This window comes from Pseudomonas sp. Teo4, assembly GCF_034387475.1.
GTDB lineage: Bacteria > Pseudomonadota > Gammaproteobacteria > Pseudomonadales > Pseudomonadaceae > Aquipseudomonas.
Map to the genome: position 1 here is coordinate 2,315,620 of NZ_JAXCIL010000002.1, position 25,602 is coordinate 2,341,221.

22 protein-coding genes are annotated in these 25,602 nt (G+C 60.8%); 14 read left to right on the forward strand and 8 right to left on the reverse strand.

What is annotated here, in order from left to right; all coding sequences use genetic code 11:
• Positions 1-54 precede the first annotated feature (54 nt).
• A complete protein-coding gene (locus PspTeo4_RS27015) occupies positions 55-996 on the reverse strand; it encodes a folate-binding protein YgfZ (protein WP_322366749.1) in 942 nt (313 codons plus the stop codon).
• A 133-nt stretch (positions 997-1,129) separates the two neighbouring features.
• Between PspTeo4_RS27015 and PspTeo4_RS27020 the strand changes: the two genes are divergently transcribed.
• Together PspTeo4_RS27020 and PspTeo4_RS27025 are read left to right on the forward strand one after the other, a co-directional pair.
• Positions 1,130-1,384 carry a succinate dehydrogenase assembly factor 2 gene (locus tag PspTeo4_RS27020; protein WP_008094993.1) on the forward strand — a complete coding sequence of 85 codons (255 nt, stop codon included), beginning with the start codon at positions 1,130-1,132 and terminating at the stop codon, positions 1,382-1,384.
• The gene (locus PspTeo4_RS27025) at positions 1,368-1,826 is read left to right on the forward strand and encodes a protein YgfX (RefSeq protein ID WP_322366750.1); all 459 of its coding nucleotides are present in this window, start codon (positions 1,368-1,370) and stop codon (positions 1,824-1,826) included. Before PspTeo4_RS27020 ends, PspTeo4_RS27025 begins: the two co-directional genes overlap by 17 nt.
• Before the next feature lie 106 nt (positions 1,827-1,932).
• Here PspTeo4_RS27025 and nadB read toward each other — a convergent pair whose 3' ends face one another.
• Entirely contained in the window at positions 1,933-3,537 is a 1,605-nt protein-coding gene (gene nadB / locus PspTeo4_RS27030) for an L-aspartate oxidase (protein WP_322366751.1), read from the reverse strand.
• A 434-nt stretch (positions 3,538-3,971) separates the two neighbouring features.
• Here nadB and rpoE point away from each other — a divergent pair, with 434 nt between their 5' ends.
• From rpoE to pdxJ, 10 genes are all read left to right on the forward strand, one after another.
• Positions 3,972-4,553: an RNA polymerase sigma factor RpoE gene (rpoE, locus tag PspTeo4_RS27035; protein ID WP_011535354.1), complete on the forward strand. Its 582-nt coding sequence runs from the start codon at positions 3,972-3,974 to the stop codon at positions 4,551-4,553.
• A 31-nt stretch (positions 4,554-4,584) separates the two neighbouring features.
• Positions 4,585-5,175, forward strand: a complete 591-nt coding sequence (locus PspTeo4_RS27040) for a sigma-E factor negative regulatory protein (RefSeq protein ID WP_322366752.1) — start codon at positions 4,585-4,587, stop codon at positions 5,173-5,175.
• Between the two features lie 12 nt (positions 5,176-5,187).
• On the forward strand, positions 5,188-6,153 hold the full coding sequence (locus tag PspTeo4_RS27045) for a MucB/RseB C-terminal domain-containing protein (protein ID WP_322366753.1): 966 nt from the start codon (positions 5,188-5,190) through the stop codon (positions 6,151-6,153).
• A 200-nt stretch (positions 6,154-6,353) separates the two neighbouring features.
• Entirely contained in the window at positions 6,354-7,754 is a 1,401-nt protein-coding gene (locus PspTeo4_RS27050) for a DegQ family serine endoprotease (RefSeq protein ID WP_416196995.1), read from the forward strand.
• A 294-nt stretch (positions 7,755-8,048) separates the two neighbouring features.
• Positions 8,049-9,848 (forward strand): translation elongation factor 4, encoded by a 1,800-nt coding sequence (lepA, locus tag PspTeo4_RS27055; RefSeq protein ID WP_322366756.1) that lies wholly within the window; start codon positions 8,049-8,051, stop codon positions 9,846-9,848.
• A 5-nt stretch (positions 9,849-9,853) separates the two neighbouring features.
• A complete protein-coding gene (gene lepB / locus PspTeo4_RS27060) occupies positions 9,854-10,708 on the forward strand; it encodes a signal peptidase I (RefSeq protein WP_322366757.1) in 855 nt (284 codons plus the stop codon).
• A 161-nt stretch (positions 10,709-10,869) separates the two neighbouring features.
• Positions 10,870-11,559, forward strand: coding sequence for a ribonuclease III (gene rnc / locus PspTeo4_RS27065; RefSeq protein WP_322366758.1), 690 nt, complete (start codon positions 10,870-10,872; stop codon positions 11,557-11,559).
• The gene (era, locus tag PspTeo4_RS27070) at positions 11,552-12,454 is read left to right on the forward strand and encodes a GTPase Era (protein ID WP_322366759.1); all 903 of its coding nucleotides are present in this window, start codon (positions 11,552-11,554) and stop codon (positions 12,452-12,454) included. The genes rnc and era overlap by 8 nt, the downstream gene beginning before the upstream one ends.
• 124 nt (positions 12,455-12,578) lie before the next feature.
• On the forward strand, positions 12,579-13,262 hold the full coding sequence (recO, locus tag PspTeo4_RS27075; RefSeq protein ID WP_322366760.1) for a DNA repair protein RecO: 684 nt from the start codon (positions 12,579-12,581) through the stop codon (positions 13,260-13,262).
• 61 nt (positions 13,263-13,323) lie between these two features.
• The gene (gene pdxJ, locus PspTeo4_RS27080; RefSeq protein WP_218115272.1) at positions 13,324-14,046 is read left to right on the forward strand and encodes a pyridoxine 5'-phosphate synthase; all 723 of its coding nucleotides are present in this window, start codon (positions 13,324-13,326) and stop codon (positions 14,044-14,046) included.
• A 230-nt stretch (positions 14,047-14,276) separates the two neighbouring features.
• Here pdxJ and cmoB read toward each other — a convergent pair whose 3' ends face one another.
• Together cmoB and cmoA are read right to left on the reverse strand one after the other, a co-directional pair.
• On the reverse strand, positions 14,277-15,233 hold the full coding sequence (gene cmoB / locus PspTeo4_RS27085; RefSeq protein ID WP_322366761.1) for a tRNA 5-methoxyuridine(34)/uridine 5-oxyacetic acid(34) synthase CmoB: 957 nt from the start codon (positions 15,231-15,233) through the stop codon (positions 14,277-14,279).
• Positions 15,230-15,973, reverse strand: coding sequence for a carboxy-S-adenosyl-L-methionine synthase CmoA (gene cmoA, locus PspTeo4_RS27090; RefSeq protein ID WP_322366762.1), 744 nt, complete (start codon positions 15,971-15,973; stop codon positions 15,230-15,232). Before cmoA ends, cmoB begins: the two co-directional genes overlap by 4 nt.
• 243 nt (positions 15,974-16,216) lie before the next feature.
• Here cmoA and PspTeo4_RS27095 point away from each other — a divergent pair, with 243 nt between their 5' ends.
• A complete protein-coding gene (locus tag PspTeo4_RS27095) occupies positions 16,217-17,371 on the forward strand; it encodes an alpha-xenorhabdolysin family binary toxin subunit A (protein ID WP_322366763.1) in 1,155 nt (384 codons plus the stop codon).
• Positions 17,372-17,381: 10 nt separating this feature from the next.
• Entirely contained in the window at positions 17,382-18,320 is a 939-nt protein-coding gene (locus PspTeo4_RS27100; RefSeq protein ID WP_322366764.1) for an alpha-xenorhabdolysin family binary toxin subunit B, read from the forward strand.
• 6 nt (positions 18,321-18,326) lie between these two features.
• On the opposite strand, the gene PspTeo4_RS27105 is transcribed toward PspTeo4_RS27100, so the two are convergent.
• The 4 genes from PspTeo4_RS27105 to PspTeo4_RS27120 all read right to left on the reverse strand — a co-directional run bounded on the left by PspTeo4_RS27105 (position 18,327) and on the right by PspTeo4_RS27120 (position 25,299).
• The gene (locus PspTeo4_RS27105) at positions 18,327-18,719 is read right to left on the reverse strand and encodes a protease inhibitor I42 family protein (RefSeq protein WP_322366765.1); all 393 of its coding nucleotides are present in this window, start codon (positions 18,717-18,719) and stop codon (positions 18,327-18,329) included.
• Between the two features lie 169 nt (positions 18,720-18,888).
• Entirely contained in the window at positions 18,889-21,309 is a 2,421-nt protein-coding gene (lon, locus tag PspTeo4_RS27110) for an endopeptidase La (RefSeq protein ID WP_322366766.1), read from the reverse strand.
• A 200-nt stretch (positions 21,310-21,509) separates the two neighbouring features.
• Positions 21,510-23,921, reverse strand: a complete 2,412-nt coding sequence (locus tag PspTeo4_RS27115) for a glucose/quinate/shikimate family membrane-bound PQQ-dependent dehydrogenase (protein ID WP_322366767.1) — start codon at positions 23,919-23,921, stop codon at positions 21,510-21,512.
• Positions 23,922-23,964: 43 nt separating this feature from the next.
• A complete protein-coding gene (locus tag PspTeo4_RS27120) occupies positions 23,965-25,299 on the reverse strand; it encodes a carbohydrate porin (RefSeq protein WP_322366768.1) in 1,335 nt (444 codons plus the stop codon).
• Positions 25,300-25,602 lie beyond the last annotated feature (303 nt).

The following is a 25,602-nucleotide window of genomic DNA, read 5'->3' on the forward strand; positions in this document are numbered from 1 at the left end:
GGCTTTTCTACCGCAGTGGTGGTGCGGCCCCGCCAGCAAGGCGGGGCGGGCTGGTCAGCGTTGGATTTCCCTGTCGCGGTCCAGTGTGTAAGGCAGGTCCAGCAGGGTCAGGCGTGGCCCTTCCAGGCCACCCAGGTGCAGGTTGTCGTCCTCGACCGCTTCGGCGCTCAGCACAGCGAGCAGTTCGCAGCCTTGGTCGGTGTTGGCGGCGATCACTACCTCACCGACCGACGAGCCATGGGTGGGCGAGAAGATTTCGGCACCCGGTGCGGGGGCCTCTTGCTGATCGAGCGCCAGGCGGTACTGACGACGCTTGAGCTTGCCCAGGTACTGCATGCGGGCGACGATTTCCTGGCCGGTGTAGCAGCCTTTCTTGAAGCTGACGCCGTCAACGGCTTGCAGGTTGATCATCTGCGGGATGAACAGCTCGCGGGTCGGCCCCGTGACCTGACCGATGCCGGCACGGATCTGGCCCAGCAGCCAGTCGTTGACACTGCCTTCGGGCAGGGCGGCGGCCAGTTGTTCGCGCACGGCGTCAGCCTGCTCAGCCGGAACCCAGAGTTCGACACGGTCTGTGGACACGCCGATGGCGATCAGCCGCTCATGGCGGACCGTCGCGCCAGCCGTAGCCGGCTGCGCCATGCCCAGCGCGTCCAGCGCCGCAGCGCCGCCCTGCAGGCCGAAGCGCGCCCAGGCGGCGCTTTCATCGGTCAGCGTCGCCTTGGAGAACACGGCGTACTTTTTCAGGTCGGCCAATTGCGCTTCAAGCAACTCGCTGGCCATGGCAAGCAGGTAGCCATTGCCTTCGGGAAGGATGCGGAAGCTCGACTGCATGCGCCCCTTGACCATGCAGCGGGCGCCGAGGCTGGCGTGTTCAGGGCTCAGGTAGTTGATGTTGCAGGTCAGTTGGCCCTGCAGGAACTTGCCGGCGTCGGAGCCGCGGACGGCGAGGATGCCCTCGTGGGACAGGGGACTGAAGAAAGCGGAATCGGCCATGGGTCATCGCGGTGGCTAAAGACTGGCGGCCATCATAGAACGCCGGTAACAAAATAGGTAGGTGACTAGACCAACGCCCGGTGCCGCTTCGTGCATCGCGCTGTATACTGGCGGGCCATTCGAGGAGGGCCCCATGGTCGAACAAACTGAACTCAACCGGCTTTTCTGGCACAGCCGCCGCGGCATGCTGGAACTGGACGTACTGCTGGTGCCATTCACCCAGGAGGTCTACCCGACCCTGAGCGAAGCCGACCGCGAGCTCTATGTTCGCCTGCTGAGCTGCGAGGATCAGGACATGTTCGGCTGGTTCATGGAGCGCACCGAATCGGAAGACCCGGAGCTGCAACGCATGGTCCGCATCATTCTGGATCGTGTCCAGCCCAAGTGAGTGTTTCGAGTGCCGTTGGCAGGGCTCACCGCTGCTGCTGACGGCCTATCTGCTCTGCCAGGTGATGGCGTGGGTCGTCCTATGGATGATCGCGCTGCCCTGGTGGCTGTCTCTTCTGGCTGTTGTCGCCTGCCTTGCCCACGCTGGCTGGGTAATTCCCCGACGTATCCTGTTGAGCCATCCGCGCGCCGTTACCGGGCTGCGCCGTGATGTGCATGGCTGGCGGCTGTTCAGTGCCGAGCAGGGGTGGCAACCGGTGCGCTTGTGTCGGGATAGTGTGGCGCTACCGGGTTTGGTGGTGCTGCGCTTTATCAGGGAAGGGCGCTGGGTCGGTGAAAGTCAGTGTATCCCGAGGGATGCGCTGGAGGCTGACCAGCATCGGCGATTGCGGGTGAGGCTGAAATTCAGTCGTCGCCGTTGGGCTGAAATTCCGATGCAATAGCCATGCATCAGGGTGTACCCATCGCCGGCAAGCCGGCTCCCACATGGATCTCGCCAATCCTGAGATCACTGCAATACCTGTAGGAGCCGGCTTGCCGGCGATAGGGTCAGACCGGACTCAGGATCGTATCCTTGGCCTCTTCCAGCATCCCCGGATAATCCAGGGTGTAGTGCAGCCCACGGCTCTCCTTGCGCTGCATCGCCGAGCGAATCATCAGCTCCGCCACCTGCGCCAGGTTGCGCAACTCGATCAGGTCGCGGCTGACCTTGTAGTTGCTGTAGAACTCGTCGATCTCGTCCAGCAGCATGCGTACCCGGTGCTGGGCGCGCTGCAGGCGCTTGCTGGTTCGCACGATGCCGACATAGTCCCACATGAAGCGCCGCAGTTCGTCCCAGTTGTGCGCAATGATGACGTCTTCGTCCGAGTCGGTGACCTGGCTGGCATCCCAGCAGGGCAGGGCCTTGGGCATGGCGACCTCGTCGAGGTGCGCCTGGATGTCGGCGGCGGCGGAGCGGCCATAGACAAAGCATTCGAGCAGTGAGTTGCTCGCCATGCGGTTGGCGCCGTGCAGGCCGGTGAAGCTGGTCTCGCCGATGGCATACAGGCCCGGCACGTCGGTGTGGCCGCGATCATCGACCATCACCCCGCCGCAGGTGTAGTGGGCCGCTGGCACCACCGGAATCGGCTGACGGGTAATGTCGATGCCGAAGGTCAGGCAGCGCTCATAGACAGTGGGGAAATGGCTCTTGATGAAATCGGCGGGCTTGTGGGTGATGTCCAGATAGACGCAATCCACGCCCAGGCGTTTCATTTCATGGTCGATGGCGCGGGCCACGATGTCGCGGGGGGCCAGTTCCTCGCGAGGGTCGAAGCGTGGCATGAAGCGCTCGCCGTTGGGCAGGCGCAACAGGGCGCCCTCACCGCGCAGGGCTTCGGTCACCAGGAAGCTCTTGGCCTGTGGGTGATACAGGCAGGTGGGGTGGAACTGGTTGAATTCCAGGTTCGCCACGCGGCAACCGGCGCGCCAAGCCATGGCGATACCATCACCGCAAGCCCCGTCGGGGTTGCTGGTGTAGAGATAGACCTTGGCCGCTCCGCCAGTGGCCAGCACGGTGAAGCGCGCACCGAAGGTGTCCACCTCGCCAGTGTTGCGATCCAGCACATAGGCGCCCAGGCAGCGATCCCCCGGTAAGCTCAGGCGGCGCTCGGTGATCAGGTCGACCGCGACGCGCTGCTCCAGCAGGTCGATGTTCGGGCGTTGGCGGGCTTGGGCCAGCAACGTCGTGAAAATGGCTGCTCCGGTGGCGTCCGCGGCATGGATGATGCGCCGATGGCTATGGCCGCCTTCGCGGGTCAGGTGAAATTCAAAGCCGCCGTCGTCGACGCTGTAGTGTTCGTCGCGGGTAAACGGCACGCCTTGTTCGATCAGCCACTGGATGGCTTCGCGGCTATGCTCGACGGTGAAGCGCACGGCTTCTTCATTGCACAGGCCGCCGCCGGCATTGAGGGTGTCCTCGACATGGGACTGCACGGTATCGGTATCGTCGAGCACCGCAGCGACTCCCCCCTGGGCCCAGAAGGTCGAGCCGTTGGCCAGGTCGCCTTTGCTCAGCACGGCAATTCGCAGGTGGCCAGGGAGGTTAAGTGCCAGGCTGAGACCGGCGGCACCGCTGCCGATCACCAGGACATCATGTTGGAATTGTTGGCTCATGTCGGGACACTAGTAATCTTTGGAAGGGGCGCGGCACAATAGTCACGCACAGATGGCATTGTGAAACTATCGTGAAACGTAGCCGGGCTGCCTTTATAGCAGCCCCCGGTGGCCAATTTCCATGCCACTTGCGCGGTGCGTTCAGCTTTGTGGGAACTTTCCGACACGGTGGGAAATCCTATGAAGGCTGCCCGCACGCCATAATATGTCGCGGCGACGCAGGGCGGTGGCTCTATCCGGGCTAGCCTCTGCGTATTCGAAACCCGATTATCGACGCAGCCGGCCGTGACCGCGCTGCGTCTTTCGTGCGAGCCGACCAAGGGCCGCAGGAAACTTGCTTGGAGGGGAGAACTTTTGCGTAAAGCCCGAGTCTATGGTTGCAAGCCCGAACAAAGGCTGTTGCAACGCTCCTTCGAGTTCACTGAGGAGTGTTCATGCTAACCCAGGAAGAGGATCAGCAGCTTGTCGAGCGCGTGCAGCGCGGTGACAGGCGAGCGTTCGATCTGTTGGTGCTGAAGTATCAGCACAAGATTCTCGGGTTGATCGTGCGGTTTGTCCATGACACCCACGAAGCCCAGGATGTGGCGCAGGAAGCCTTTATCAAGGCCTACCGTGCGCTTGGAAACTTTCGCGGTGACAGTGCGTTTTATACCTGGCTGTACCGCATCGCCATCAACACGGCGAAGAACTACCTGGTGTCCCGTGGAAGACGGCCGCCAGACAGCGATGTGAGCTCCGAGGATGCGGAGTTTTACGACGGCGATCATGGTCTCAAGGATCTCGAGTCCCCAGAGCGCTCGTTGTTGCGGGATGAAATCGAAGGCACTGTCCATCGCACCATCCAGCAACTGCCCGAAGACCTGCGCACGGCTCTGACCCTGCGTGAGTTCGACGGGTTGAGTTACGAGGACATTGCCAGCGTCATGCAATGTCCGGTGGGTACCGTGCGCTCCCGAATCTTCCGCGCTCGGGAGGCCATAGACAAAGCCCTGCAACCGTTGTTGCAGGAATCCTGAGACAGCGGCGATAGCCAAGAGAGGAACCGCCATGAGTCGTGAAGCTTTGCAGGAATCGCTGTCCGCGGTAATGGACAACGAAGCGGACGAACTGGAACTGCGTCGGGTGTTGAATGCCGTTGACGATGCCGAAACCCGTGCCACCTGGTCGCGTTATCAGGTAGCTCGTGCAGCCATGCACAAGGAGCTGCTGCTGCCCAAGCTCGATATCGCCTCGGCGGTGTCCGCCGCGCTGGCTGACGAGGCCGTGCCGGTCAAGGTCAAGCAAGGCCCTTGGCGCAGCATCGGTCGCCTGGCGGTTGCCGCCTCGGTGACCGTGGCGGTGCTTGCTGGTGTCCGTCTGTACAACCAGGACGAGATCACCGGTGCCGAGCTTGCGGCCCAGCAACCTGCCCAGCAGGGACTGAGCATGCCACAAAGCCAAGGCCCGGCTGTTTTGGCAGGCTATAGTGAGAGCAGTGAGCAACCGACCGGGCCGATGGCCAACGGCGTGCTGCAGAACCAGGCCGGCTGGGATCAGCGTCTGCCAGGCTACCTGCGTCAGCATGCCCAGGAATCCGCGCTCAAGGGCACCGATACCGCTTTGCCCTACGCACGCGCCGCCAGCCTGGAAAACCGCTAAGTAAGGAGGATCATGCGCGCGCTACCTCTCCTGTCGCTGCTGATAGGCAGCTGGATGACGGTGCCAGCATTGGCAGCCAACTCCTCGCCTGAGGCGAGCGAGTGGCTGAGCAAGCTGGCCCAGGCCGAGCAGAAGCAGAGTTACCAGGGCTCCTTCGTCTACGAACGTAACGGCAGCTTTTCTTCCCACGACATCTGGCATCGTGTTCAGGACGGCAAGGTCAGCGAGCGGTTGTTGCAGCTCGATGGCGCCGCCCAGGAAATCGTGCGCGTGGATGGCAAGGTGCAGTGCGTCAGTGGTGCCTTGGTCAGCGGTATCGGTACGCCGCCCGACGCCTCTGCCCGTGTGCTTGATCCCCTGAAGCTGATGAGTTGGTACGACTTGAGCGTGGCGGGCAAGTCGCGAGTTGCCGGTCGCGACGCTGTGGTCATCGCCCTGACGCCACGAGATCAGCATCGCTACGCCTTCGAACTTCATCTTGATCGTCACACCGGCCTGCCGCTTCGTTCGTTGATGATCAACGACAAGGGGCAGTTGCTGGAACGTTTCCAGATGACGCGTCTGGACACCGACGACCTGCCGAGCGATGACGACCTGCGTCCCAGCGTTGCCTGCAAACCGGTCGAGCGGGTGGCCAGCACCGACAGCGAAACGGTAGCCGGGTGGCGTTCGGACTGGTTGCCAGCGGGCTTCGAGCTGATCAACAGCTCGGTTCGTCGCGACCCCAAGCGAAACAGTTCAGTCAGCAGCCTGATGTATGACGATGGCCTGGCACGTTTTTCGGTTTTCCTGGAACCGGTCAATGACAGCTCCGGTGCTGATGTCCGCACCCAGCTCGGCCCGACCGTGGCAGTGTCACGCCGTTTGAACACCCCCAAAGGCAAGGTGATGGTCACGGTGGTCGGTGAAATTCCGCTGGGTACCGCCGAGCGCATCGCGCTGTCGATGCGGCCTCAGGACAACCAGGCGCGCCAGTGACGACGCGCCTTGCGCATGGCCCAAGGACACGCGGCTGAAATGAAATTAAAGCATTGTCATTTGCAATCCATCGTTAAATTTTCTATAGGTCAGGCTTCTTGGAGCCTGACCTTTCCTGCATTTGCAGGTGGTCTTTCTAACTTACGCTCGTTTGTGACGGGAGCCGTATGTCAATACCACGCTTGAAATCCTACCTAACGATGTTCGCCGCCGTGCTGATGCTCGGTCAGGTGCTCACCGCCCAGGCCGAGGAAGCCCTGCCGGACTTCACGACGCTGGTCGAGCAGGCCTCGCCGGCCGTGGTCAACATCAGTACCAAGCAGAAACTGCCGGACCGCCGCGTCGCCGCCGGGCAGATGCCGGACCTGGAAGGCCTGCCGCCGATGTTCCGCGAGTTCTTCGAGCGCAACATCCCCCAGCAGCCGCGCTCGCCCCGTGGCGACCGCCAGCGTGAGGCCATGTCGCTGGGCTCGGGCTTCATCATTTCCAGCGATGGCTATGTGCTCACCAACAACCACGTGGTCGCCGATGCTGACGAGATCATCGTCCGCCTGTCGGACCGCAGCGAGTTGCAGGCCAAGTTGATCGGCACCGACCCGCGCACCGACGTGGCCTTGCTGAAAGTCGAGGGCAAGAACCTGCCGACCGTGAAGCTGGGCGATTCGGAAAAACTGAAAGTCGGTGAGTGGGTGCTTGCCATCGGTTCGCCATTTGGTTTCGACCACTCGGTGACCAAAGGTATCGTCAGCGCCAAGGGGCGTACCCTGCCTAACGACACCTACGTGCCGTTCATCCAGACTGACGTGGCCATCAACCCCGGTAACTCGGGCGGTCCGCTGTTCAACATGAAGGGTGAAGTCGTGGGTATCAACTCGCAGATCTTCACCCGTTCGGGTGGCTTCATGGGGCTGTCCTTCGCCATCCCGATCGACGTGGCGATGGATGTTTCCAATCAGCTGAAGAAAGACGGCAAGGTCAGCCGCGGCTGGCTGGGTGTGGTCATTCAGGAGGTCAACAAGGACCTGGCTGAGTCCTTCGGCCTCGACAAGCCGGCCGGCGCCCTGGTGGCCCAGGTGCTGGAAAACGGCCCCGCAGCCAAGGGCGGCCTGCAGGTGGGCGACGTGATCCTGAGCATGAACGGCCAGCCAATCATCATGTCGGCTGATCTGCCGCACCTGGTGGGCAGCCTCAAGGATGGCGAGAAAGCCAAGCTTGAGATCATTCGTAACGGCAAGCGTCAGAACCTGGATATCACCATCGGCGCAATGCCCGATGACGATGCCGAGATCGAAGCCAGTGCCCAGGGCGGCGCCGAACGCAGCAGCAATCGCTTGGGTGTGTCCGTAGCGGACCTGACCGACGAGCAGAAGAAAACCCTTGAGCTCAAGGGTGGCGTGGTCATCAAGGAGATTCAGGACGGCCCGGCAGCCTTGATCGGCCTGCGTCCGGGTGACGTCATCAGTCACCTGAACAACCAGGCGATCACTTCGTCCAAGCAATTCACCGAAATTGCCAAGGAACTGCCGAAGAACCGTTCGGTTTCCATGCGCGTACTTCGTCAGGGGCGAGCAAGCTTCATTACCTTCAAGCTGGCCGAATAAGCTGGTTTTGATGTGGGAAAGGGCAGCTTAGGCTGCCTTTTTTCATAAGATTTCATGTTTCTCTGCATTGGCCCTATCGCCGGCAAGCCGGCTCCCACAAGTCTTGGGTGCGCCTGCGGCCCTATGGGAGGCGGCTTGCCGGCGATAGGGCCAGTGCAGGCAACCCGGCCGATTTGCATTCTTGCGCAACAATGTCAGCCGATCAGGAATCTCCCATATCCCTGCAGCTTGAGGTACAATTCCCGGCTATTTTTCGGCGGGCGTCCGGCTCGCAGCCTTTTCGAGTGTTGACCCGTGAGTGATTTGAGTCATATCCGCAATTTCTCCATCATCGCCCACATCGACCATGGTAAGTCGACGCTGGCCGACCGTTTCATCCAGATGTGCGGTGGCCTGTCGGCACGCGAGATGGAAGCCCAGGTCCTCGACTCCATGGACCTTGAGCGCGAGCGCGGGATCACCATCAAAGCCCACAGCGTCACGCTGCACTACAAGGCGCAAGACGGCAAAACCTACCAGCTGAACTTCATCGACACCCCAGGCCACGTCGACTTCACTTACGAAGTCTCGCGTTCGCTGGCGGCTTGTGAGGGCGCGCTGCTGGTGGTCGATGCTGGTCAGGGCGTCGAGGCCCAGTCCGTCGCCAACTGCTACACCGCCATCGAGCAGGGCCTCGAGGTCATGCCGGTCCTGAACAAGATGGACCTGCCTCAGGCCGACCCGGACCGCGTCAAGGACGAGATCGAGAAGATCATCGGTATCGACGCCACCGACGCCGTTGCCTGCAGTGCCAAGAGCGGCATGGGCGTCGACGAGGTGCTCGAACGCCTGGTGCAGACCATTCCTGCCCCTGAAGGCGAGATTGACGCGCCTCTGCAGGCACTGATCATCGACTCCTGGTTCGACAACTATCTGGGCGTGGTCTCCCTGGTGCGCGTGCGCCAAGGCCGCGTCAAGAAAGGCGACAAGATTCTGGTCAAGTCCACCGGCAAGGTGCACCTGGTCGACAGCGTGGGTGTATTCACCCCGAAACACACCCAGACCGCCGACCTCAAAGCCGGTGAAGTGGGCTTCATCATCGCCAGCATCAAGGACATTCACGGTGCGCCGGTCGGTGACACCCTGACCCTGTCCACGACTCCCGAGGTCGAGGTACTGCCTGGTTTCAAAAAGATCCAGCCGCAGGTTTACGCCGGCCTGTTCCCGGTCAGCTCCGACGACTTCGAAGACTTCCGCGACGCCCTGCAAAAGCTGACGCTCAACGACTCGTCGCTGCAGTACATGCCGGAAAGCTCCGACGCCCTGGGCTTCGGCTTCCGTTGCGGCTTCCTCGGCATGCTGCACATGGAGATCATCCAGGAGCGCCTGGAGCGCGAATACGACCTGGACCTGATCACCACCGCGCCAAGCGTGATCTACGAGCTCGAGCTCAAGACCGGCGAGACCATCACCGTCGACAACCCCTCGAAGCTGCCTGACGTTTCGGCGGTCAACGACTTCCGTGAGCCGATCGTTACCGCGACCATCCTGGTACCGCAGGAACACCTGGGCAACGTCATCACCCTGTGCATCGAGAAACGTGGCGTTCAGCGCGACATGCAGTTCCTCGGCAGCCAGGTTCAGGTACGTTACGACCTGCCGATGAACGAAGTGGTACTGGACTTCTTCGACCGTCTGAAGTCGACCAGCCGCGGTTACGCGTCGCTGGACTATCATTTCGACCGCTACCAGTCGGCCAACCTGGTCAAACTGGACGTGCTGATCAACGGTGACAAGGTCGATGCCCTGGCCCTGATCGTGCACCGTGACAACGCGGCCTACAAAGGCCGTGCGTTGACCGAGAAGATGAAGGAGCTGATTCCTCGGCAGATGTTCGATGTGGCGATCCAGGCGGCCATTGGCGGCCAGATCATCGCGCGGACTACCGTCAAGGCACTCAGAAAGAACGTACTGGCCAAGTGCTACGGCGGTGACGTCAGCCGTAAGAAAAAGCTGCTGGAGAAGCAGAAGGCCGGTAAGAAACGCATGAAACAGGTAGGTAACGTGGAGATTCCACAAGAAGCCTTCCTCGCCGTGCTCAGGTTGGATAGCTAGGTCCTATGTCGCTAAATTTCCCGCTGTTGCTAGTCATCGCCGTCTTCGTCTGCGGTCTGCTGGGCTTGATCGACCTGCTGTTCCTGGCGCCTCGCCGGCGGGCAGCGGTCGCCAACTACCAGGGTAGTGTCAGCCAGCCTGAGATGGCCGTGGTCGAACGCCTGAACAAGGAGCCGTTGCTGGTCGAGTACGGCAAGTCGTTCTTCCCGGTGCTGTTCATCGTGCTGGTGCTGCGCTCGTTCCTGGTAGAGCCGTTCCAGATCCCTTCGGGGTCGATGAAGCCCACCCTGGAAGTGGGTGACTTCATCCTGGTGAACAAGTTCTCCTACGGCATTCGCCTGCCGGTGATCGACAAGAAGGTCATCGAGGTCGGTGACCCGCAACGCGGTGATGTCATGGTGTTCCGCTACCCAAGCGACCCGAACGTCAATTACATCAAGCGTGTGGTTGGCCTGCCGGGCGACCAGATTCGCTACACCAACGACAAGCGTCTGTTCGTCAACGGCCAGCCGATTGCCGAACAGTTGGTCGGAACCGAGCCGGGCACCCTGGGCAGTGCGCAACTGTACAAGGAGAAGCTGGGTGAGGCTGAACACCTGATCCGCAAGGAGATGAGCCGTTATCGCATGCCGCCGGACCAGCAATGGACCGTACCGGCCGGCCATTACTTCATGATGGGCGACAACCGCGACAACTCCAACGACAGCCGCTACTGGGACGATCCGAACATTCCCAAGGAACTGCACGGCATGGTTCCGGATCGGAACATCGTCGGCAAGGCCTTCGCGGTCTGGATGAGCTGGCCAGAGCCCAAGCTCAGCCACCTGCCCAACCTGTCGCGTGTCGGCCTGATCCATTGATACCCATCGGCGCTGTCCATCAGACAGCGCCGAATGCATTTCTGACATAGGCTGTGTTCTCAGGGATGGAGAGATTCGCCGCTTGCGGCGACGGACCACAGCCAAACAGTCTTTCAGGATGTTGATTTGAACAACGCGTTGAACAACGAGCGGGTGGCTGCATGAGTGCTTCCCTGACCCGTCTGGAGCGAAAGCTCGGATACACCTTCAAGAACCAGGAGCAGATGCTGCTGGCCCTGACGCATCGCAGTTACGCCGGGCGCAACAACGAGCGCCTGGAGTTCCTCGGTGACGCCATCCTCAACTTCGTGGCGGGCGAGGCGCTGTTCGAGCGCTTCCCCCAGGCCCGCGAAGGCCAGCTGTCGCGCCTGCGCGCCCGCCTGGTCAAAGGTGAGACCCTGGCCCGCCTGGCGCGTGGCTTTGACCTGGGCGAGTACCTGCGACTGGGTTCGGGTGAACTCAAAAGCGGCGGTTTCCGCCGCGAGTCGATCCTGGCCGATGCCCTGGAAGCGCTGATTGGCGCAATCTACCTGGATGCGGACATGCAGACCGCCCGGGAGCGCATCCTGGACTGGCTCACCGACGAGTTCGATGGCCTGACCCTGGTCGACACCAACAAGGACCCCAAGACTCGTTTGCAGGAGTTCCTGCAATCGCGTGCCTGTGAGCTGCCGCGTTACGAAGTGGTGGACATTCAGGGCGAACCGCACTGCCGGACGTTCTTCGTCGAATGCGAAGTGGTGCTGCTGAACAACAAGAGCCGTGGCCAGGGCGTGAGTCGGCGTATCGCCGAACAGGTCGCCGCTGCCTCTGCATTGATCGCCCTGGGCGTGGAGAATGGCAATGACTGAGAACAACCCGACCCGTTGCGGCTATGTCGCCATCGTTGGTCGTCCCAACGTGGGCAAGTCGACCCTGCTCAACCACATCCTTGGGCAAAAGCTGGCGATTACTTCGCGCAAGCCGCAGACCACCCGTCACAACATGCTCGGTATCAAGACCGAAGGTGACGTGCAAGCGATCTACGTTGACACGCCGGGCATGCACAAGGCCAACGACAAGGCTTTGAACCGCTACATGAACCGCAACGCATCGGCCGCCCTGAAGGACGTCGATGTGGTTATTTTCGTGGTAGATCGTACCCGTTGGACCGACGAGGACCAGTTGGTGCTCGAACGTGTGCAGTACGTTACTGGCCCGGTCATTCTGGCGGTCAACAAGACCGACCGTATGGACGAAAAGGCCGAGCTGATTCCGCACCTGCAATGGCTGCAGCAGCAGTTGCCGAATGCCGAGATCGTGCCAATCTCCGCGCAGCAGGGGCATAACCTGGAATCGCTGGAAGCACTGATCGCCAAGCACTTGCCGGAGAACGAGCACTTCTTCCCGGAAGACCAGATCACCGACCGCAGCAGCCGCTTCCTGGCCGCCGAACTGGTTCGCGAGAAGATCATGCGCCAACTTGGCGCGGAGCTGCCGTACCAGATCACCGTCGAGATCGAGGAGTTCAAGCAGCAGGGCCATGTACTGCACATCCATGCGCTGATTCTGGTCGAGCGGGATGGCCAGAAGAAAATCATCATCGGCGACAAGGGCGAGCGCATCAAACGCATCGGTTCCGACGCACGCAAGGACATGGAAGTGCTGTTCGACGCCAAGGTGATGCTGAACCTCTGGGTCAAGGTCAAGGGCGGCTGGTCCGACGACGAACGCGCCCTGCGCTCGCTGGGCTACGGCGACCTGTAACCCCACCAGTCGGTCAACACCTCTCTGTGGGAGCGGGTTTACCCGCGAAAGCGTCAGTGGATTCACTGCAGCATTCGCGGGTAAACCCGCTCCCACAGGCATTTCTGGCCTGTAGAGATCTTTGATGGAACAACCTGCCGCCCAGCCAGCCTATGTGTTGCACAGTCGCGCTTACAAGGAAACCAGCGCACTGGTCGACTTCTTCACCCCGCAAGGGCGTATGCGCGCTGTGCTTCGCCGTGCACGAGGCAAGGGTGGTAGCTTGGTGCGCCCGTTCGTGCCGCTGGAAGTGGAGTTGCGCGGACGGGGCGAACTGAAGAATGTCGGGCGTCTGGATACTGTTGGCGTCGCGGCCTGGCTGCATGGCGATGCGCTGTTCAGTGGCTTGTACCTCAACGAGCTTCTGATGCGCCTGTTGCCAGCCGAAGCCCCGCAACCCGAACTGTTCGAACATTACGCCCTGACCTTGCAGGCGCTGGCCGCCGGGCGCCCGCTCGAACCGCTGCTGCGGTCATTCGAGTGGCGCCTGCTCGAAGATCTGGGTTATGCCTTCGCACTGGACCACGACGTCAACGACGACCCCATCGTTGACGATGGTTATTACCGGCTGCGGGTGGATGCTGGCCTGGAGCGGGTGTACCTGGTGCAGCCTGGCTTGTTCAATGGCAACGAACTGCTGGCCCTGGCCCAGGCCGACTGGGAGGCACCGGGTGCGCTTCTGGCGGCCAAGCGCCTGATGCGCCAGGCCCTGGCTGTGCATCTGGGGCCAAAGCCGTTGGTTAGCCGGGAACTGTTTCGCAAGCGCTAAGCACGTCGTATGCTGTGTGGCTAAATCTTCAGGAGAGCCTTTCGTGACTCACAGCAACCGCATGCTTCTTGGCGTCAACATCGACCATGTGGCGACCCTGCGCCAAGCCCGGGGCACGCGCTACCCAGACCCGGTCAAGGCCGCACTGGACGCCGAAGAGGCGGGCGCCGACGGTATCACCGTGCACCTGCGCGAAGACCGCCGGCATATCCAGGAGCGTGACGTGCTGCTGCTCAAGGACGTGCTGCAGACCCGCATGAACTTCGAGATGGGCGTCACGGAAGAGATGATGGCCTTTGCCGAGAAGATCCGTCCGGCGCATATCTGCCTGGTGCCTGAAACCCGTCAGGAATTGACCACCGAGGGCGGCCTGGATGTGGCCGGCCAAGAGGCGCGCATCAAGGCCGCCGTCGAACGACTGGCGCGCACCGGTGCTGAAGTGTCGCTGTTCATCGATGCAGACGAGCGGCAGATCGAAGCCTCACGTCGAGTCGGCGCCCCGGCCATCGAGTTGCATACCGGCCGTTATGCCGATGCCGAAACCCCGACCGAAGTGGCCGAGGAGCTCAAGCGCATCGTCGACGGTGTTGCCTTTGGGGTTGGCCAAGGGCTGATCGTTAACGCAGGCCATGGCTTGCACTACCACAACGTCGAAGCGGTGGCGGCGATCAAGGGCATCAATGAGCTGAACATTGGCCATGCGCTGGTGGCCCACGCGTTGTTCGTCGGCTTCAAGGCCGCCGTGGCGGAGATGAAGGCACTGATCGTCGCGGCTTCGCGCTGATTCATCGCTAACGTCCACTGGCCCAATCGCCGGCAAGCCGGCTCCCACAGTGCCCCACTGAATTCAAGCGCGGTGGGGTACCTGTGGGAGCCGGCTTGCCGGCGATCGGGCCTGTATGGTTAACCTTTGACTCGGCTCGAAACACCCGAGTTGGCAAAGGATTGACAGTAGGTGCCTGCGCCTGTCCGCTCCGTGCCGCAAGTGAATTCGGGCGCCCAAGGGCGCCTTTTTTATTTGCGCGCCAGCAGCGTCGCCCGGCGGGGGGCGGGCAGGCCCTCGATGGTCTTGCTGTGGTCGTTCGGGTCGAGGAAGTCGCCCAGTGACTGATAACGCATCCACTCGGTGCTGCGCTGTTCTTCAATGCTGGTCACGCTGACATCGACGCAGCGCACATCACTGAAGCCAGCCCGGCGCAACCAGCGCTCCAGAGCCGGTACCGACGGCAGGAACCAGACGTTTCGCATTTGCGCATAGCGGTCTTCGGGTACCAGCACCTGCTGCTCATCACCTTCGACCACGAGTGTTTCCAGCACCAGCTCACCGCCTTTGACCAGGCAGTCCTTGAGCGCCAGCAAGTGCTCGATGGGGGAGCGGCGGTGGTAGAACACGCCCATGGAGAACACCGTGTCGAACCCTTCCAGGTTGGCGGGCAGGTCTTCCAGGGCGAATGGCAGGTGCCAGGCTGGAAGGTCTGGCAGGTACTGCTGCACGGCCTGGAACTGGCAGAAGAACAGCCAATTGGGGTCGACACCAATCACCAGGTCAGCGCCCGCGCCGAGCATGCGCCACTGGTAGTATCCGTTGCCACAGCCTACATCCAGTACGCGCTTGCCGTTCAGGTCCAGGTGCGGGCTGACCCGTGACCATTTCCAGTCCGAGTGCCATTCGGTGTCCACATGCACGCCAAACAGGTCGAATGGCCCTTTGCGCCAAGGCGACAGGCCCATCAGTGCGCTACGCATCTGCGCCCGAGTGGCATCGTCGCAGGCGCAGTCCAGGCGCAGGCCATCGACCAGGTCGATTTCGGTTGGCTGCAGGGCTGGCAAGGCTTCAAGTGCACCACGCCAGCGGTCGAGGTCACCGTGGCCTTTTTCCAGCTTGGCCTCCAGTTGTGCTTGCAAGCCCTGGGACCAGGCGGCGAGGGGCGTACCCGCCAGACGGCGGACGAGGGGGGACAGATCGATCATGGCAGGGCTATCAGCGAGGCAAAGTTGAGGCATTGGAACCAAGGCACGACTTTGGAGAAGCCGGCGGCATGCAGGCGCTCTTGGTGAGCTTGCAGTGTGTCGGGCTTCATCACGTGCTCGATGGCACTGCGCTTCTGGGCAATTTCCAGTTCGCTGTAGCCATTGGCCCGTTTGAAGTCCAGATGCAGTTCGTTGAGCAGGGTCTGCTCTTCATCGTCGGCAAAGCGCAGTTTCTCCGAAAGAATCAGCGCGCCGCCCGGCAGCAGGGCTTGGCGAATACGGGTGAGCAGCGCCAGACGCTGATCGGGGGCAATGAACTGCAAGGTGAAGTTCATGGCAACCACCGAGGCAGGCTCCAGTGACAAGGCGAGGATATCGGCTTCGAGCACCTGAACCGGCAGCAGCTCCTGGAACATCGAGTCCTGGGCTGTGAGGTACTGGCGGCAACGCTCGACCATGGCCTCGGAGTTATCGACAGCGATTACCCGGCAGCCATCGCTGCGCACGTGGCGGCGCAGGGATTGGGTCACTGCGCCCAACGATGCGCCGAGGTCGTACAGCGCGGTGTGCGGCTGGGCGAAGCGCGCGGCCAGCACGCCGAGGTTTTCGACAATGGTCGGGTAGCCGGGCACCGAGCGCTTGATCATGTCCGGGAACACCCGCACGACGTCTTCGTTGAAGGCGAAGTCGGGGACTTGCTCCAGGGGTTGGGCGAATAGGCGGTCGGGCGTCTGTGTCACGTCAGGCTCAGGCGAGGAAAAAGGGAAATTATTTTAGCGAAACCTGCAGGGGCTGACCATGAGTATTGGCCCTGACGCTCTCGTTATTCGACCGCTGACAGTACTTCCAGTTGCGTGTGATTCTTGCTGTTGATAGCGACAATTCTTGCGTGCGAGGGCCTTATTGTCTGACGTTAATGCGGTGTTGTTTTCGGTAGTTTTCCTGAACGTCGTGCTGAAGAAGCGATGTTTGAGAGGAAACTTATGTTGAAAGAATCGAAAACGTTTGCAGAGCTGAGTGAGGGTGAGCGGGCGGAATATGTGCCTGAGCAATGGTTAGGCCATGGGCAAGAGGCCCCGGCATTTATTTTTACAAGCGAAAATTTAGGGACGATAAAACGCTATGAAAAGGCAGTGCGTGCCCTGCCTGCAGATCACCATGCATTGAGTAAAACGCTGGATTTCGATGTTGTAGGGCTCGATATAATGGAGGTGCTAGAGTTCCACGATGGCTTGCGTTCGCATGTAAATAGTTGGGGGGGTGTGGAGAGGTCCTGTAAAAAAATGGCGGTGAATCTTCAGACGTTTGCTGGCAATTTATTGCAGGACGGATGGGCCCTGCTAGAAGTCATTGAAGGGACTGACGCGTGGAAGACGTCGAAAGAAAATAACACGTTGAATGAGGTGGATTTAAATCAGATAGTCCGTGCTCCGCTTTCTTTGGCGGATGTCAATACAGTGAAGGCAGGCGTAGACATCTACCTGCGCGCAATATTGCAGGACATTGAGGAGCGGTTGAAGGATATTGAGGGTGTCTCGAACCTGGTCAACGCTTTCATCAGTACGATCACGACGGAACTCAAACCCAAGGTAGACCAGTTGGTGGTCAAAGTTGCCAACAGGGAGCTGGCTGGCCAATTAGCGGCGCTTGAGGAGCAAATTGCGGCAGCGGATATACACATTGAGGCGCTGCTTCAACAATACAAAAAGCTGGTGGGGGTCTCCTTCTCAGGCGTGGCATTCGGTCCGTTGGGTTTGATAATTACCGGCGGTATATTTGGCAGTAAGGCCGAAAAAGTGCGTGCTGAAAAAAACCATCAAATTCGTAATCGTGATCTGCTCTCGGCAAAGCGAGCAGGGATCATTGCTCACGTCGGTGGTTTTAATGACTTCAAGGGGATCATCAATGATCTGCAGTTCAGGCTGGTTGATGTCCAGGTAGCGGCTACCTATCTCTGGGATGTTTGGCTCGCGCTTGAAACGTTTGCAGAAACATCGATACAAAAGCTGAGTTATGTGGATACGAATGTGGCGCTCGTGTCGTTTGGGGAAAGTTTTAAACGCGTCATTAAACCCTGGCGTCAGATAAAGGGTTTTTCGGAAAATGTCTCCAGGTTGTTCAATCAGGCTATTAGGTGAGGAGGTGAATATGGAAGGTGCAAGTCAAAAAATTCCAGACATTTCTGTTTTGCTAAGGGCTGCAACTGAAATAGAAGATTTCTTCAGTAGCGACGGCCAATCGCTCTTGCCTGCCATACGCGAAAAATTACAGGTATTGAGCCGGTCAATGAATGTTGCTGGTGGGGTATTTCGTAAAAAAGTGCTAAGCGCTTTGGTCGCAGTCAATGCGGTGTTGCAAGAGATGGATGAAGGGGGGAGTAGCGTTGCGGGCATTAACGATGAGCTTGTGCGTACTCGTAAAGCATTGGCAGCCTGTCTCGCGACGGCGCGCAGTGCAGTGGTCACAGTCGAAGTACAGCGCTTTCCGGCCAAAAGCAATGCTCAGCGTCTGCACGAGCAAAGCCTTGAAAGCCAGCGTAATGCCGTCGCTAGATTGGAAGAGACGTTGAAACAAAGCCGTCAGCGTCTCGCGGACCTCAACAGCCTCTTGGAACAGCTACAGCAACCGTCCGTGGCTACGGCCCTACGAAGCTTGATTCCCGAGACGAAAGATATCGACACCGTGCTGGCAGCTATCAAAGACCCCACGGTCACGGTGGAGTTGGTGAAGGCGGCGATCGTCAAGTTCAATAGCCATCTGGACCTCGTGGTAGAGGGGAGGAGGTTTGTGGATGTGTTACGTATCAAAAACAGCCTTATCGGTTTGATCAGTCAAGAGGAAGCTACGCTGAGCGTGTTGAAGCAGGGGCTCGCCGAAACACAGGAGGCGTTTTCCCAGTACACGCGGTTGGCCGCGTTGGAGGCTTCTCGTGAACAGTGGTTGGAGCAGGCCAACCTGCTCATCGACGGCTGGCAGAACGTGCAGAGCTCGATTGCATTGATGGCTGAGCCGGCACAGTTGTTGGCTGGGCTGAGGACGCACCGTGACTATCTGCTCGCAGTGCGCAGGCGTTTTGAACGAGCCTGATCGCGTTCACTGTACCCGTATTGCGCAATCGAACGTCTGGACTGGGCGTACTTCCGGTGCCCAAGGTTGTTGATAGATCAGGATCAGGTGGCCTTCACCCGTGGCCTGAGCCTGGAAACGCCAGGTGGAAATGCCTGCACTGCCTACCAGGCCTGCATCTTCGGGTGCGCTGTAAACTTCGGGACCAAGGCTGCGTAGGATGTTTGAGGCCGGGTTCTGCACCAGCCAGCGGTAACCGGTGGTGGGGTTGCTCGGGAGCGTCAGGGTAAGGGCTTGGCCCACCTGTAGCCGCTTGGGGCATTCGCTGTCGGCGTCCAGTTCGACGGTTTGCTTCGGTTGCTGGGCGCAGGCGGCGAGCAGGGCGAGGCTCAGGGGAACGAGCAGACGAGGGGCAGTCATGGTGGCTCCGAAGGCTGGCGATGGCCTGAGGATAACCGATGCCGTCAAGCTTTTGTGTTGCTTGTGCGGGCCTATTCGCGGGTAAACCCGCTCCCACAGATACCCCACCGAGACAGACGTCAGTGGAGTATCTGTGGGAGCGGGTTTACCCGCGAATAGGCCGTATTGATCAGAACAGCACTTTTGCTACATCGGCAAAGCGCTTGGCGAAATGCACGGTCAGGCCTTCACGCAAGTACTCCGGCAACTCCTCGAAGTCTCCGCGGTTGGGTTCCGGCAAAATCAGCTCGAAGATCTTCTGCCGCCGCGCCGCGATCACTTTCTCGCGTACGCCGCCGATGGGCAGTACCTGTCCGGTGAGGGTCAGTTCACCGGTCATCGCCACACCTTTCTTCGGTGCCTGGTCGCGGGCCAGTGACAACAGGGCGCTGGCCATGGTGATACCGGCACTTGGGCCATCTTTGGGCGTGGCGCCTTCCGGTACGTGCAGGTGAATGAAGGCTTCATTGAAGAAACCTGGGTCACCGCCGAATTGCTTCAGGTTAGAACTGACGTAGCTGTAGGCAATTTCGGCGGACTCTTTCATCACATCGCCCAGCTTGCCAGTCAGCTTGAATCCGCGGTTCAGGGTATGGATGCGGGTGGCCTCGATTGGCAGCGTCGCGCCGCCCATGCTGGTCCAGGCCAATCCTGTGATCACGCCCTTGCCAGCCAATACCTGCTCACTGCGGAACACCGGCATGCCCAGCGCGGGTTCCAGATCTTTGTTGCCGATCTTCAGCTTGGCATCGGGGTTGTCCAGCAGCTTGACCACCGCCTTGCGCACCAGCTTGCCCAGTTGCTTCTCCAACTGTCGTACACCAGCTTCGCGGGCGTAGCCTTCGATCACGGTTCGCAGGGCGCTGTCGCTGATGCTCAGGCTGGTCTTGGCCACGCCGGCTTTTTCCAGCTGCTTGGGCCAGAGGTGGCGTTTGGCGATGGCCAGTTTTTCCTCAGTGATGTAGCCGGACAGGCGAATCACTTCCATACGGTCGAGCAGTGGGCCGGGGATAGAGTCCAAGGTGTTGGCGGTGCAGACGAACAGCACCTTGGACAAGTCCAGGCGCAGGTCCAGATAGTGGTCGAGGAAGTCGACATTCTGCTCTGGGTCGAGGGTTTCCAGCAGCGCCGAGGCCGGGTCGCCCTGGTAGCTCTGGCCCATCTTGTCGATCTCGTCGAGCATGATCACCGGGTTCATCACCTCGACCTCTTTCAAGGCCTGCACCAGCTTGCCCGGTTGGGCGCCGATGTAGGTGCGGCGGTGGCCCTTGATCTCCGCCTCATCGCGCATACCGCCGACGCTGAAGCGGAAGAACGGCCGCCCGAGGGATTCGGCGATGGACTTGCCGATGCTGGTTTTGCCCACACCCGGTGGGCCTACCAGCAGGACGATGGAGCCGCTGATTTCACCTTTCCAGGCACCGACGGCGAGGAATTCGAGAATGCGTTCCTTGATGTCGTCGAGACCTGCATGGTGCTGGTCCAGGACCTTGCGGGCGTGCTGGAGGTCGAGCTTGTCCTTGCCATACACGCCCCAAGGCAGGGCAGTGGCCCATTCCAGGTAATTGCGAGTGACGGCGTACTCGGGCGAGCCGGTTTCGAGAATCGCCAGCTTGCCCATTTCTTCGTCGATGCGCTTCTTGGCCTGCTCGGGCAGGGTCTTACCTTCAAGGCGCTGTTCGAACTGCTCCAGATCGGCACTGCGATCGTCCTTGGTCAGGCCCAGTTCCTGCTGGATGACCTTGAGCTGCTCCTTGAGGAAGAACTCGCGCTGATGCTCGCCGATCTGCCGGTTGACCTCGGCGGAGATCTCGTTTTGCAGGCGGGCGACCTCGACTTCCTTGCGCAGCATGGGCAGGACTTTTTCCATGCGCTTGAGCATGGGCACGCAGTCCAGTACTTCCTGCAGCTGATTGCCGGTGGCGGAGGTCAGCGCTGCGGCGAAGTCGGTGAGCGGCGACGGGTCGTTTGGGCTGAAGCGGTTGAGGTAGTTCTTCAGCTCTTCGCTGTACAGCGGATTGAGTGGCAGCAGCTCCTTGATCGCATTGATCAGGGCCATGCCGTAAGCCTTCACTTCGTCAGTTGGCTCGGTCGGCTGGTGCGGGTACTCGACCTCGACTAGATACGGTGGGCGGTGGTGCTTCAGCCAGGTGCGAATGCGTACCCGGGTCAGGCCCTGGGCGACGAATTGCAGCTTGCCGTTTTCGCGGCTGGCGTGGTGCACCTTGACCAAAGTGCCGTACTGCGGCAGGGCGGAGGTGTCGAAGTGGCGGTGGTCTTCGGGTGGGGTGTCCATGAAGAACAGCGCCAGTGAGTGGTGCTCAGTCTTGGCTACCAGATCGAGTGTTTCCGCCCAAGGTTCCTCGTTGACGATCACCGGCAGGACCTGGGCCGGGAAGAACGGGCGGTTGTGAATCGGGATTACGTAGACTTTGTCCGGCAGTTGCTGGCCGGGCAAGGCAAGGGCGTGGCCGGGCTCGGCCTGTGTCTGGAGGTGTTCGACTTCGCTGTGTTCGTCGGGTTGTTCGGGGAAATCCTGCTGGTTGCTCATGGGGCACCTGCGTAAATGACTATGGTGCTTAGATGGGGCGGGGGGGGGATGGGTTTCAATGGTAGACGAAGGGCGCAGGAGGAGGGTTTCATCTTGCCGGCTTCTTCGCGGGTGAACCCGCTCCCATAGATACAGCACTGGTCTTCAGGGCAGCGCCATATCTGTGGGAGCGGGTTCACCCGCGAATGCGGCAGTGAGGGTTACTCAGCCAGTTTGTAAGCGATGATGTAGTCGCCCATCTTGGTGCCCAGCGAACCGTGGCCACCAGCAGTCACCAGCACGTACTGCTTGCCATCCTTACCGGTGTAGGTCATCGGCGTGGCCTGGCCACCTGCTGGCAGGCGGGCTTTCCACAGTTCCTTGCCGTTGTTGGTGTCATAGGCGCGCAGGTACTGGTCCAGGGTGCCGCTGAGGAAGCCGACGCCACCGGCGGTGACAATCGAGCCGCCCATGCTTGGCACGCCCACCGGCATGCCAATCGGCACCGGAGTGCTGTCACGGGTGGTGCCGTTCTTGTGTTTCCACACGACCTTGTTGGTGAACAGGTCGATGGCGGCTACATAGCCCCAGGCCGGTGCCTGGCACGGTACGCCCAGAGGCGACATGAACGGGTGCATGGTCACTGCGTACGGTGCGCCAGTGTTCGGCTGCACGCCGCTGGTTTCGCTCTCGCGCTTGCTGCCGGCGGCAACCTGTTCGCGTGGCACCATCTTCGAGACGAAGGCCATGTAGTTGGGCGAGGTGAACAGCAATTGGCGCACTGGGTCGACGGATACGCTGCCCCAGTTGAACACGCCGACGTTGCCCGGGTAGACCAGCGAGCCCTGCTCGGACGGTGGGGTGTACTGGCCTTCGTAACGCAGTTCGCGGAACTGGATACGGCACAGCATCTGGTCGAACGGGGTGGCGCCCCACATGGCCTGTTCGGTCAGCTCGGGGCCGAGCAGGTTGAGGTCCGAACGTGCCTGGGTCGGTGCGGTGTGGTCACCCTTGACTGCGCCTTGTGGTACCGGAATCTCGCGGATCGGCACGATCGGGGTGCCGTCGCGGCGGTCCAGGACGTACAGGCTGCCCTGTTTGGTCGGCACGATCACCGCAGGCTTCACGCCGTCCTTGGTTTTCAGGTGGATCAGGGTCGGCTGGCTGCCCACGTCCATGTCCCACAGGTCGTGGTGGGTGAACTGGTAGTTCCAGCGTGCCTGGCCGGTGGCCAGGTCCAGGGCGACGATACCGGCGCTGTACTTCTCGGCACCTGAGGTACGGTCGGCACCCCACTGGTCGGGGGTCTGGTTGCCCAGTGGCAGGTAGATCATGCCAAGGTCTTCATCGACGCTGGCGATCGACCACATGTTGGCCGAGTTGCGGCTGTAGGTCTTGCCGGGGGCCAGTGGCTTGGTGTCGTCCGGGTTGTTGCTGTCCCAGTTCCACACCAGATGGCCGTCGTGCACGTCGTAGGCGCGAATCACGCCCGACGGCTCGTTGGTCGACTCGTTGTCGGTGACGTGGCCGCCGATGATCACCAGGTCACGGGTGATGGCCGCGGGCGAGGTGGAGTAGTAGCCGCCAGCGGTGAACGGGCCGATGCCGGTGGTCAGGTCGATCACGCCCTGGTTGGCGAAGCCTTCGCACACCTTGCCGTTGTCGGCGTTGATGGCGATCAGGCGGGCGTCGGCGGTCGGCAGGTAGAGCCGGCGTGGGCACGCTTGGGCAACGACCTGGCCTGCGTCCGAGATTTTCGGCGCCGGGCTGCCGTCGCGGCTGACGTAGCGATTTTCGTCATAGTACGAAACGCCACGGCAGGTCATGTGGGCAAAGCCCTTGAAGGTGCCCACCGGGCTTTTCACCTGCGGGTCGAAACGCCAGATTTCAGCGCCGGTATCCGGGTCCAGGGCCAGCACCTTGCTGTGCGCGGTGCAGGCATAGAGCATGCCGTTGACCTTCAGCGGCGTGTTCTGGTTGGTCAACTCCACCGGGTCGTTTTCCGTCGGCAGATCGCCGGTACGGATACGCCAGGCTTCTTCCAGGCGATAGGCGTTCTGCGGGGTAATCTGGCGCAGCGGCGAGTAGCGGTCGCCATGCTCGGTGCGGCCGTAGGCCTGCCATTCACCGTCGGGCATGTCGGGCGCGGCGCTGGCCATCTCGCTGCTTTCACGGCCAATTTCGCCGAACACTTCACCTGGGTGAGTGAATTGGCTGGCCAGGGCACAGGCGCCCGAGGCCACGACCGCGACGCTGAGCAGGGCAGTGTTGGCTTTCGCCGCCGGGCCGGTCAGCGGGCGGCGGGCCCACGGCAGCAGCAGGACCACGCCGATGGCGAACCAGATGGCCAGGCGTGGCACCAGTTGCCACCAGTCCAGGCCGACTTCCAGCAGCGCCCACACGGTGCTGCCCAGCAGCACCAGGCCGTACAGGCCCAGGGCGATGCGGCGTTGGGCCAGCAGCAGGACGCCGGACAAGGCGAAACCGATACCGGCAATCAGGTAATAGAGCGATCCGCCCAGCTGGCTCAGCTTGATGCCGCCTGCCAGCAGAGCCAGGCCCATCAGCAACAGCAGCACACCCATGAGGCGTGGCAGCCGGCGGGTTCCATTCTTGGCACCTTCAGTGCTCATCGTAGGTTCTCCGTTAGGTCAAAAAGTGATGCAAACGCGTGAATCAGAAACTGCTTTGAATCTTCAAGCCGCCGACCAGCGCGTCGTCGACCTGCGACACCCCGCCCGGATGGCGGATGTACTGCAGGTTCGGGCGCACCGTGAGCCAGTCGGCCAGGTGGATGCCGTAGTACAGTTCGGCGCTGTATTCGGTGTCCTGCACAGGCAGGAAATTCGGGTTGTCGTAGTCATCGATGCCGGCTGCCTGGTTGGCCAGTCGGGCGTTCTTGCGGTAGCCGGGGTTGACGTGCACGCGGGCGAGGGCGAAACCGATGTCGTCCTTGGCGCGGGCGTCGAAGGGGCCTTTGTAAACCAGCCCTGCCTGAACATAGTTGTCGATGGCATTGGTTTTCTTGTCGTGCATCGTTGCGTTGGCGAACAGGCTCAGGCCGCGCGACTGGTCGGACGCCAGCGAAGTCACCTGCTGTTGCACGCCGAGCCACAAGCCATGCTTGCTCGAACTGCTGCGGTAGGCGGCGCCACTGATGGCTGCCGGCTGGCCGTTGCTGTCCTTTAGAACATCTTGTGCCTTGGCATTACTGTAGTAGTAGCCGGCGCGATATTCCCCTTTCAGGCCATTGATGCGTGGGCTCCATACCAGTTCGACGGGCATCACCGCGCCTTGGGTGCCGCTGCCGCTGAGCTTGAAGCCATTGCCAGACTCGAGGTTCGAAGGGTTCTGTTCGAACACGCCGACCTGGGCGTAGAGCTCGCTATTGAGGTTGTAGCGTACGCGCAAGGCCCACTGGCTGACGGGCCAGTTGTACCAGATGCCACCCACCCAGTTGCCCACCTGCGAGCCGCAGAACGCCAGGTTCTGGAAGTCGCAAGGGAAGCTGTTGAAGTCTTCGCCTTCACCGAAACGGCCGAATTTCACGTCCAGGGCGCCGTCGAAATATTTCTGCTTGATCCACATCTGGGTCAGGCGCCAGGTTTCACCACGGCCCCAGACTTCCTGGGCAGAAGTGAAGCCGCCGACGCGTGGGTCGTTGATGCGGTCGTTGCTGATGTTGTCGCCATGGCGTTCGGTGACGGTCAGTTGGAACTCGGTGTCGTTCCAGCCGAGCACCTTCTGCAGGTCCATGTTCACGCCGAAGGTGAACTGGTCGCTGTAGCGTGCGGTGCGGTCGTGGTCGTAGCCGCCGTGCAGGTTGCTGCCCATCTCACCGGTGTAGCCGAGGGTGAAGTCGTAGCCTTTTTCCAGCAGTTCCGTGCGGGTGCCTCCCCAGTCTCCCAGCATCCAGGGGGAGTCGCTGGCGAACATTTCGCTGGCGCAGGCGTTGCTCGCGAGCGCGGTGAGGGCGAGGCCGATGTAACAATTTTTGGGCAGTTGGAGCATGAGATAGCGCTATCTTTTGATTATTGAAAAAACGACAAGCGCACCAAAGGGCGGGCCCTTCGATGGGGATGGCAACAGGGTTCGATAGATGAAGCGATTCAGCGTGCGGGGTGGAGGATATAGGGGAAGTTGTAAGAAAAAAAGACAAATTGTCGCAGTTGATTGTTGTCGGTTACGTAACAGTCCGGATACAAAGTTCCTTGAGGTCCTGTCTCGACTTTGCTGGCCTCATCGCTGGCAAGCCAGCTCCCACAGGTGCTGCAGCGATCTCAAGGTCGTCGCAGTCCACCCTGTGGGAGCTGG

Bases quoted from the DNA above. Each gene is read 5' to 3' on its own strand.
- recO (WP_322366760.1), top strand. From the start codon at position 12,579: ATGGAACAACCTGCCGCCCAGCCAGCCTATGTGTTGCACAGTCGCGCT.
- pdxJ (WP_218115272.1), top strand. From the start codon at position 13,324: ATGCTTCTTGGCGTCAACATCGACCATGTGGCGACCCTGCGCCAAGCC.
- era (WP_322366759.1), top strand. From the start codon at position 11,552: ATGACTGAGAACAACCCGACCCGTTGCGGCTATGTCGCCATCGTTGGT.
- PspTeo4_RS27105 (WP_322366765.1), bottom strand. From the start codon at position 18,719: ATGACTGCCCCTCGTCTGCTCGTTCCCCTGAGCCTCGCCCTGCTCGCC.
- rnc (WP_322366758.1), top strand. From the start codon at position 10,870: ATGAGTGCTTCCCTGACCCGTCTGGAGCGAAAGCTCGGATACACCTTC.
- PspTeo4_RS27095 (WP_322366763.1), top strand. From the start codon at position 16,217: ATGTTGAAAGAATCGAAAACGTTTGCAGAGCTGAGTGAGGGTGAGCGG.
- cmoB (WP_322366761.1), bottom strand. From the start codon at position 15,233: ATGATCGATCTGTCCCCCCTCGTCCGCCGTCTGGCGGGTACGCCCCTC.
- PspTeo4_RS27040 (WP_322366752.1), top strand. From the start codon at position 4,585: ATGAGTCGTGAAGCTTTGCAGGAATCGCTGTCCGCGGTAATGGACAAC.
- PspTeo4_RS27120 (WP_322366768.1), bottom strand. From the start codon at position 25,299: ATGCTCCAACTGCCCAAAAATTGTTACATCGGCCTCGCCCTCACCGCG.
- PspTeo4_RS27100 (WP_322366764.1), top strand. From the start codon at position 17,382: ATGGAAGGTGCAAGTCAAAAAATTCCAGACATTTCTGTTTTGCTAAGG.
- PspTeo4_RS27115 (WP_322366767.1), bottom strand. From the start codon at position 23,921: ATGAGCACTGAAGGTGCCAAGAATGGAACCCGCCGGCTGCCACGCCTC.
- PspTeo4_RS27050 (WP_416196995.1), top strand. From the start codon at position 6,354: ATGTTCGCCGCCGTGCTGATGCTCGGTCAGGTGCTCACCGCCCAGGCC.
- lon (WP_322366766.1), bottom strand. From the start codon at position 21,309: ATGAGCAACCAGCAGGATTTCCCCGAACAACCCGACGAACACAGCGAA.
- nadB (WP_322366751.1), bottom strand. From the start codon at position 3,537: ATGAGCCAACAATTCCAACATGATGTCCTGGTGATCGGCAGCGGTGCC.
- PspTeo4_RS27045 (WP_322366753.1), top strand. From the start codon at position 5,188: ATGCGCGCGCTACCTCTCCTGTCGCTGCTGATAGGCAGCTGGATGACG.
- rpoE (WP_011535354.1), top strand. From the start codon at position 3,972: ATGCTAACCCAGGAAGAGGATCAGCAGCTTGTCGAGCGCGTGCAGCGC.
- PspTeo4_RS27020 (WP_008094993.1), top strand. From the start codon at position 1,130: ATGGTCGAACAAACTGAACTCAACCGGCTTTTCTGGCACAGCCGCCGC.
- lepB (WP_322366757.1), top strand. From the start codon at position 9,854: ATGTCGCTAAATTTCCCGCTGTTGCTAGTCATCGCCGTCTTCGTCTGC.
- PspTeo4_RS27015 (WP_322366749.1), bottom strand. From the start codon at position 996: ATGGCCGATTCCGCTTTCTTCAGTCCCCTGTCCCACGAGGGCATCCTC.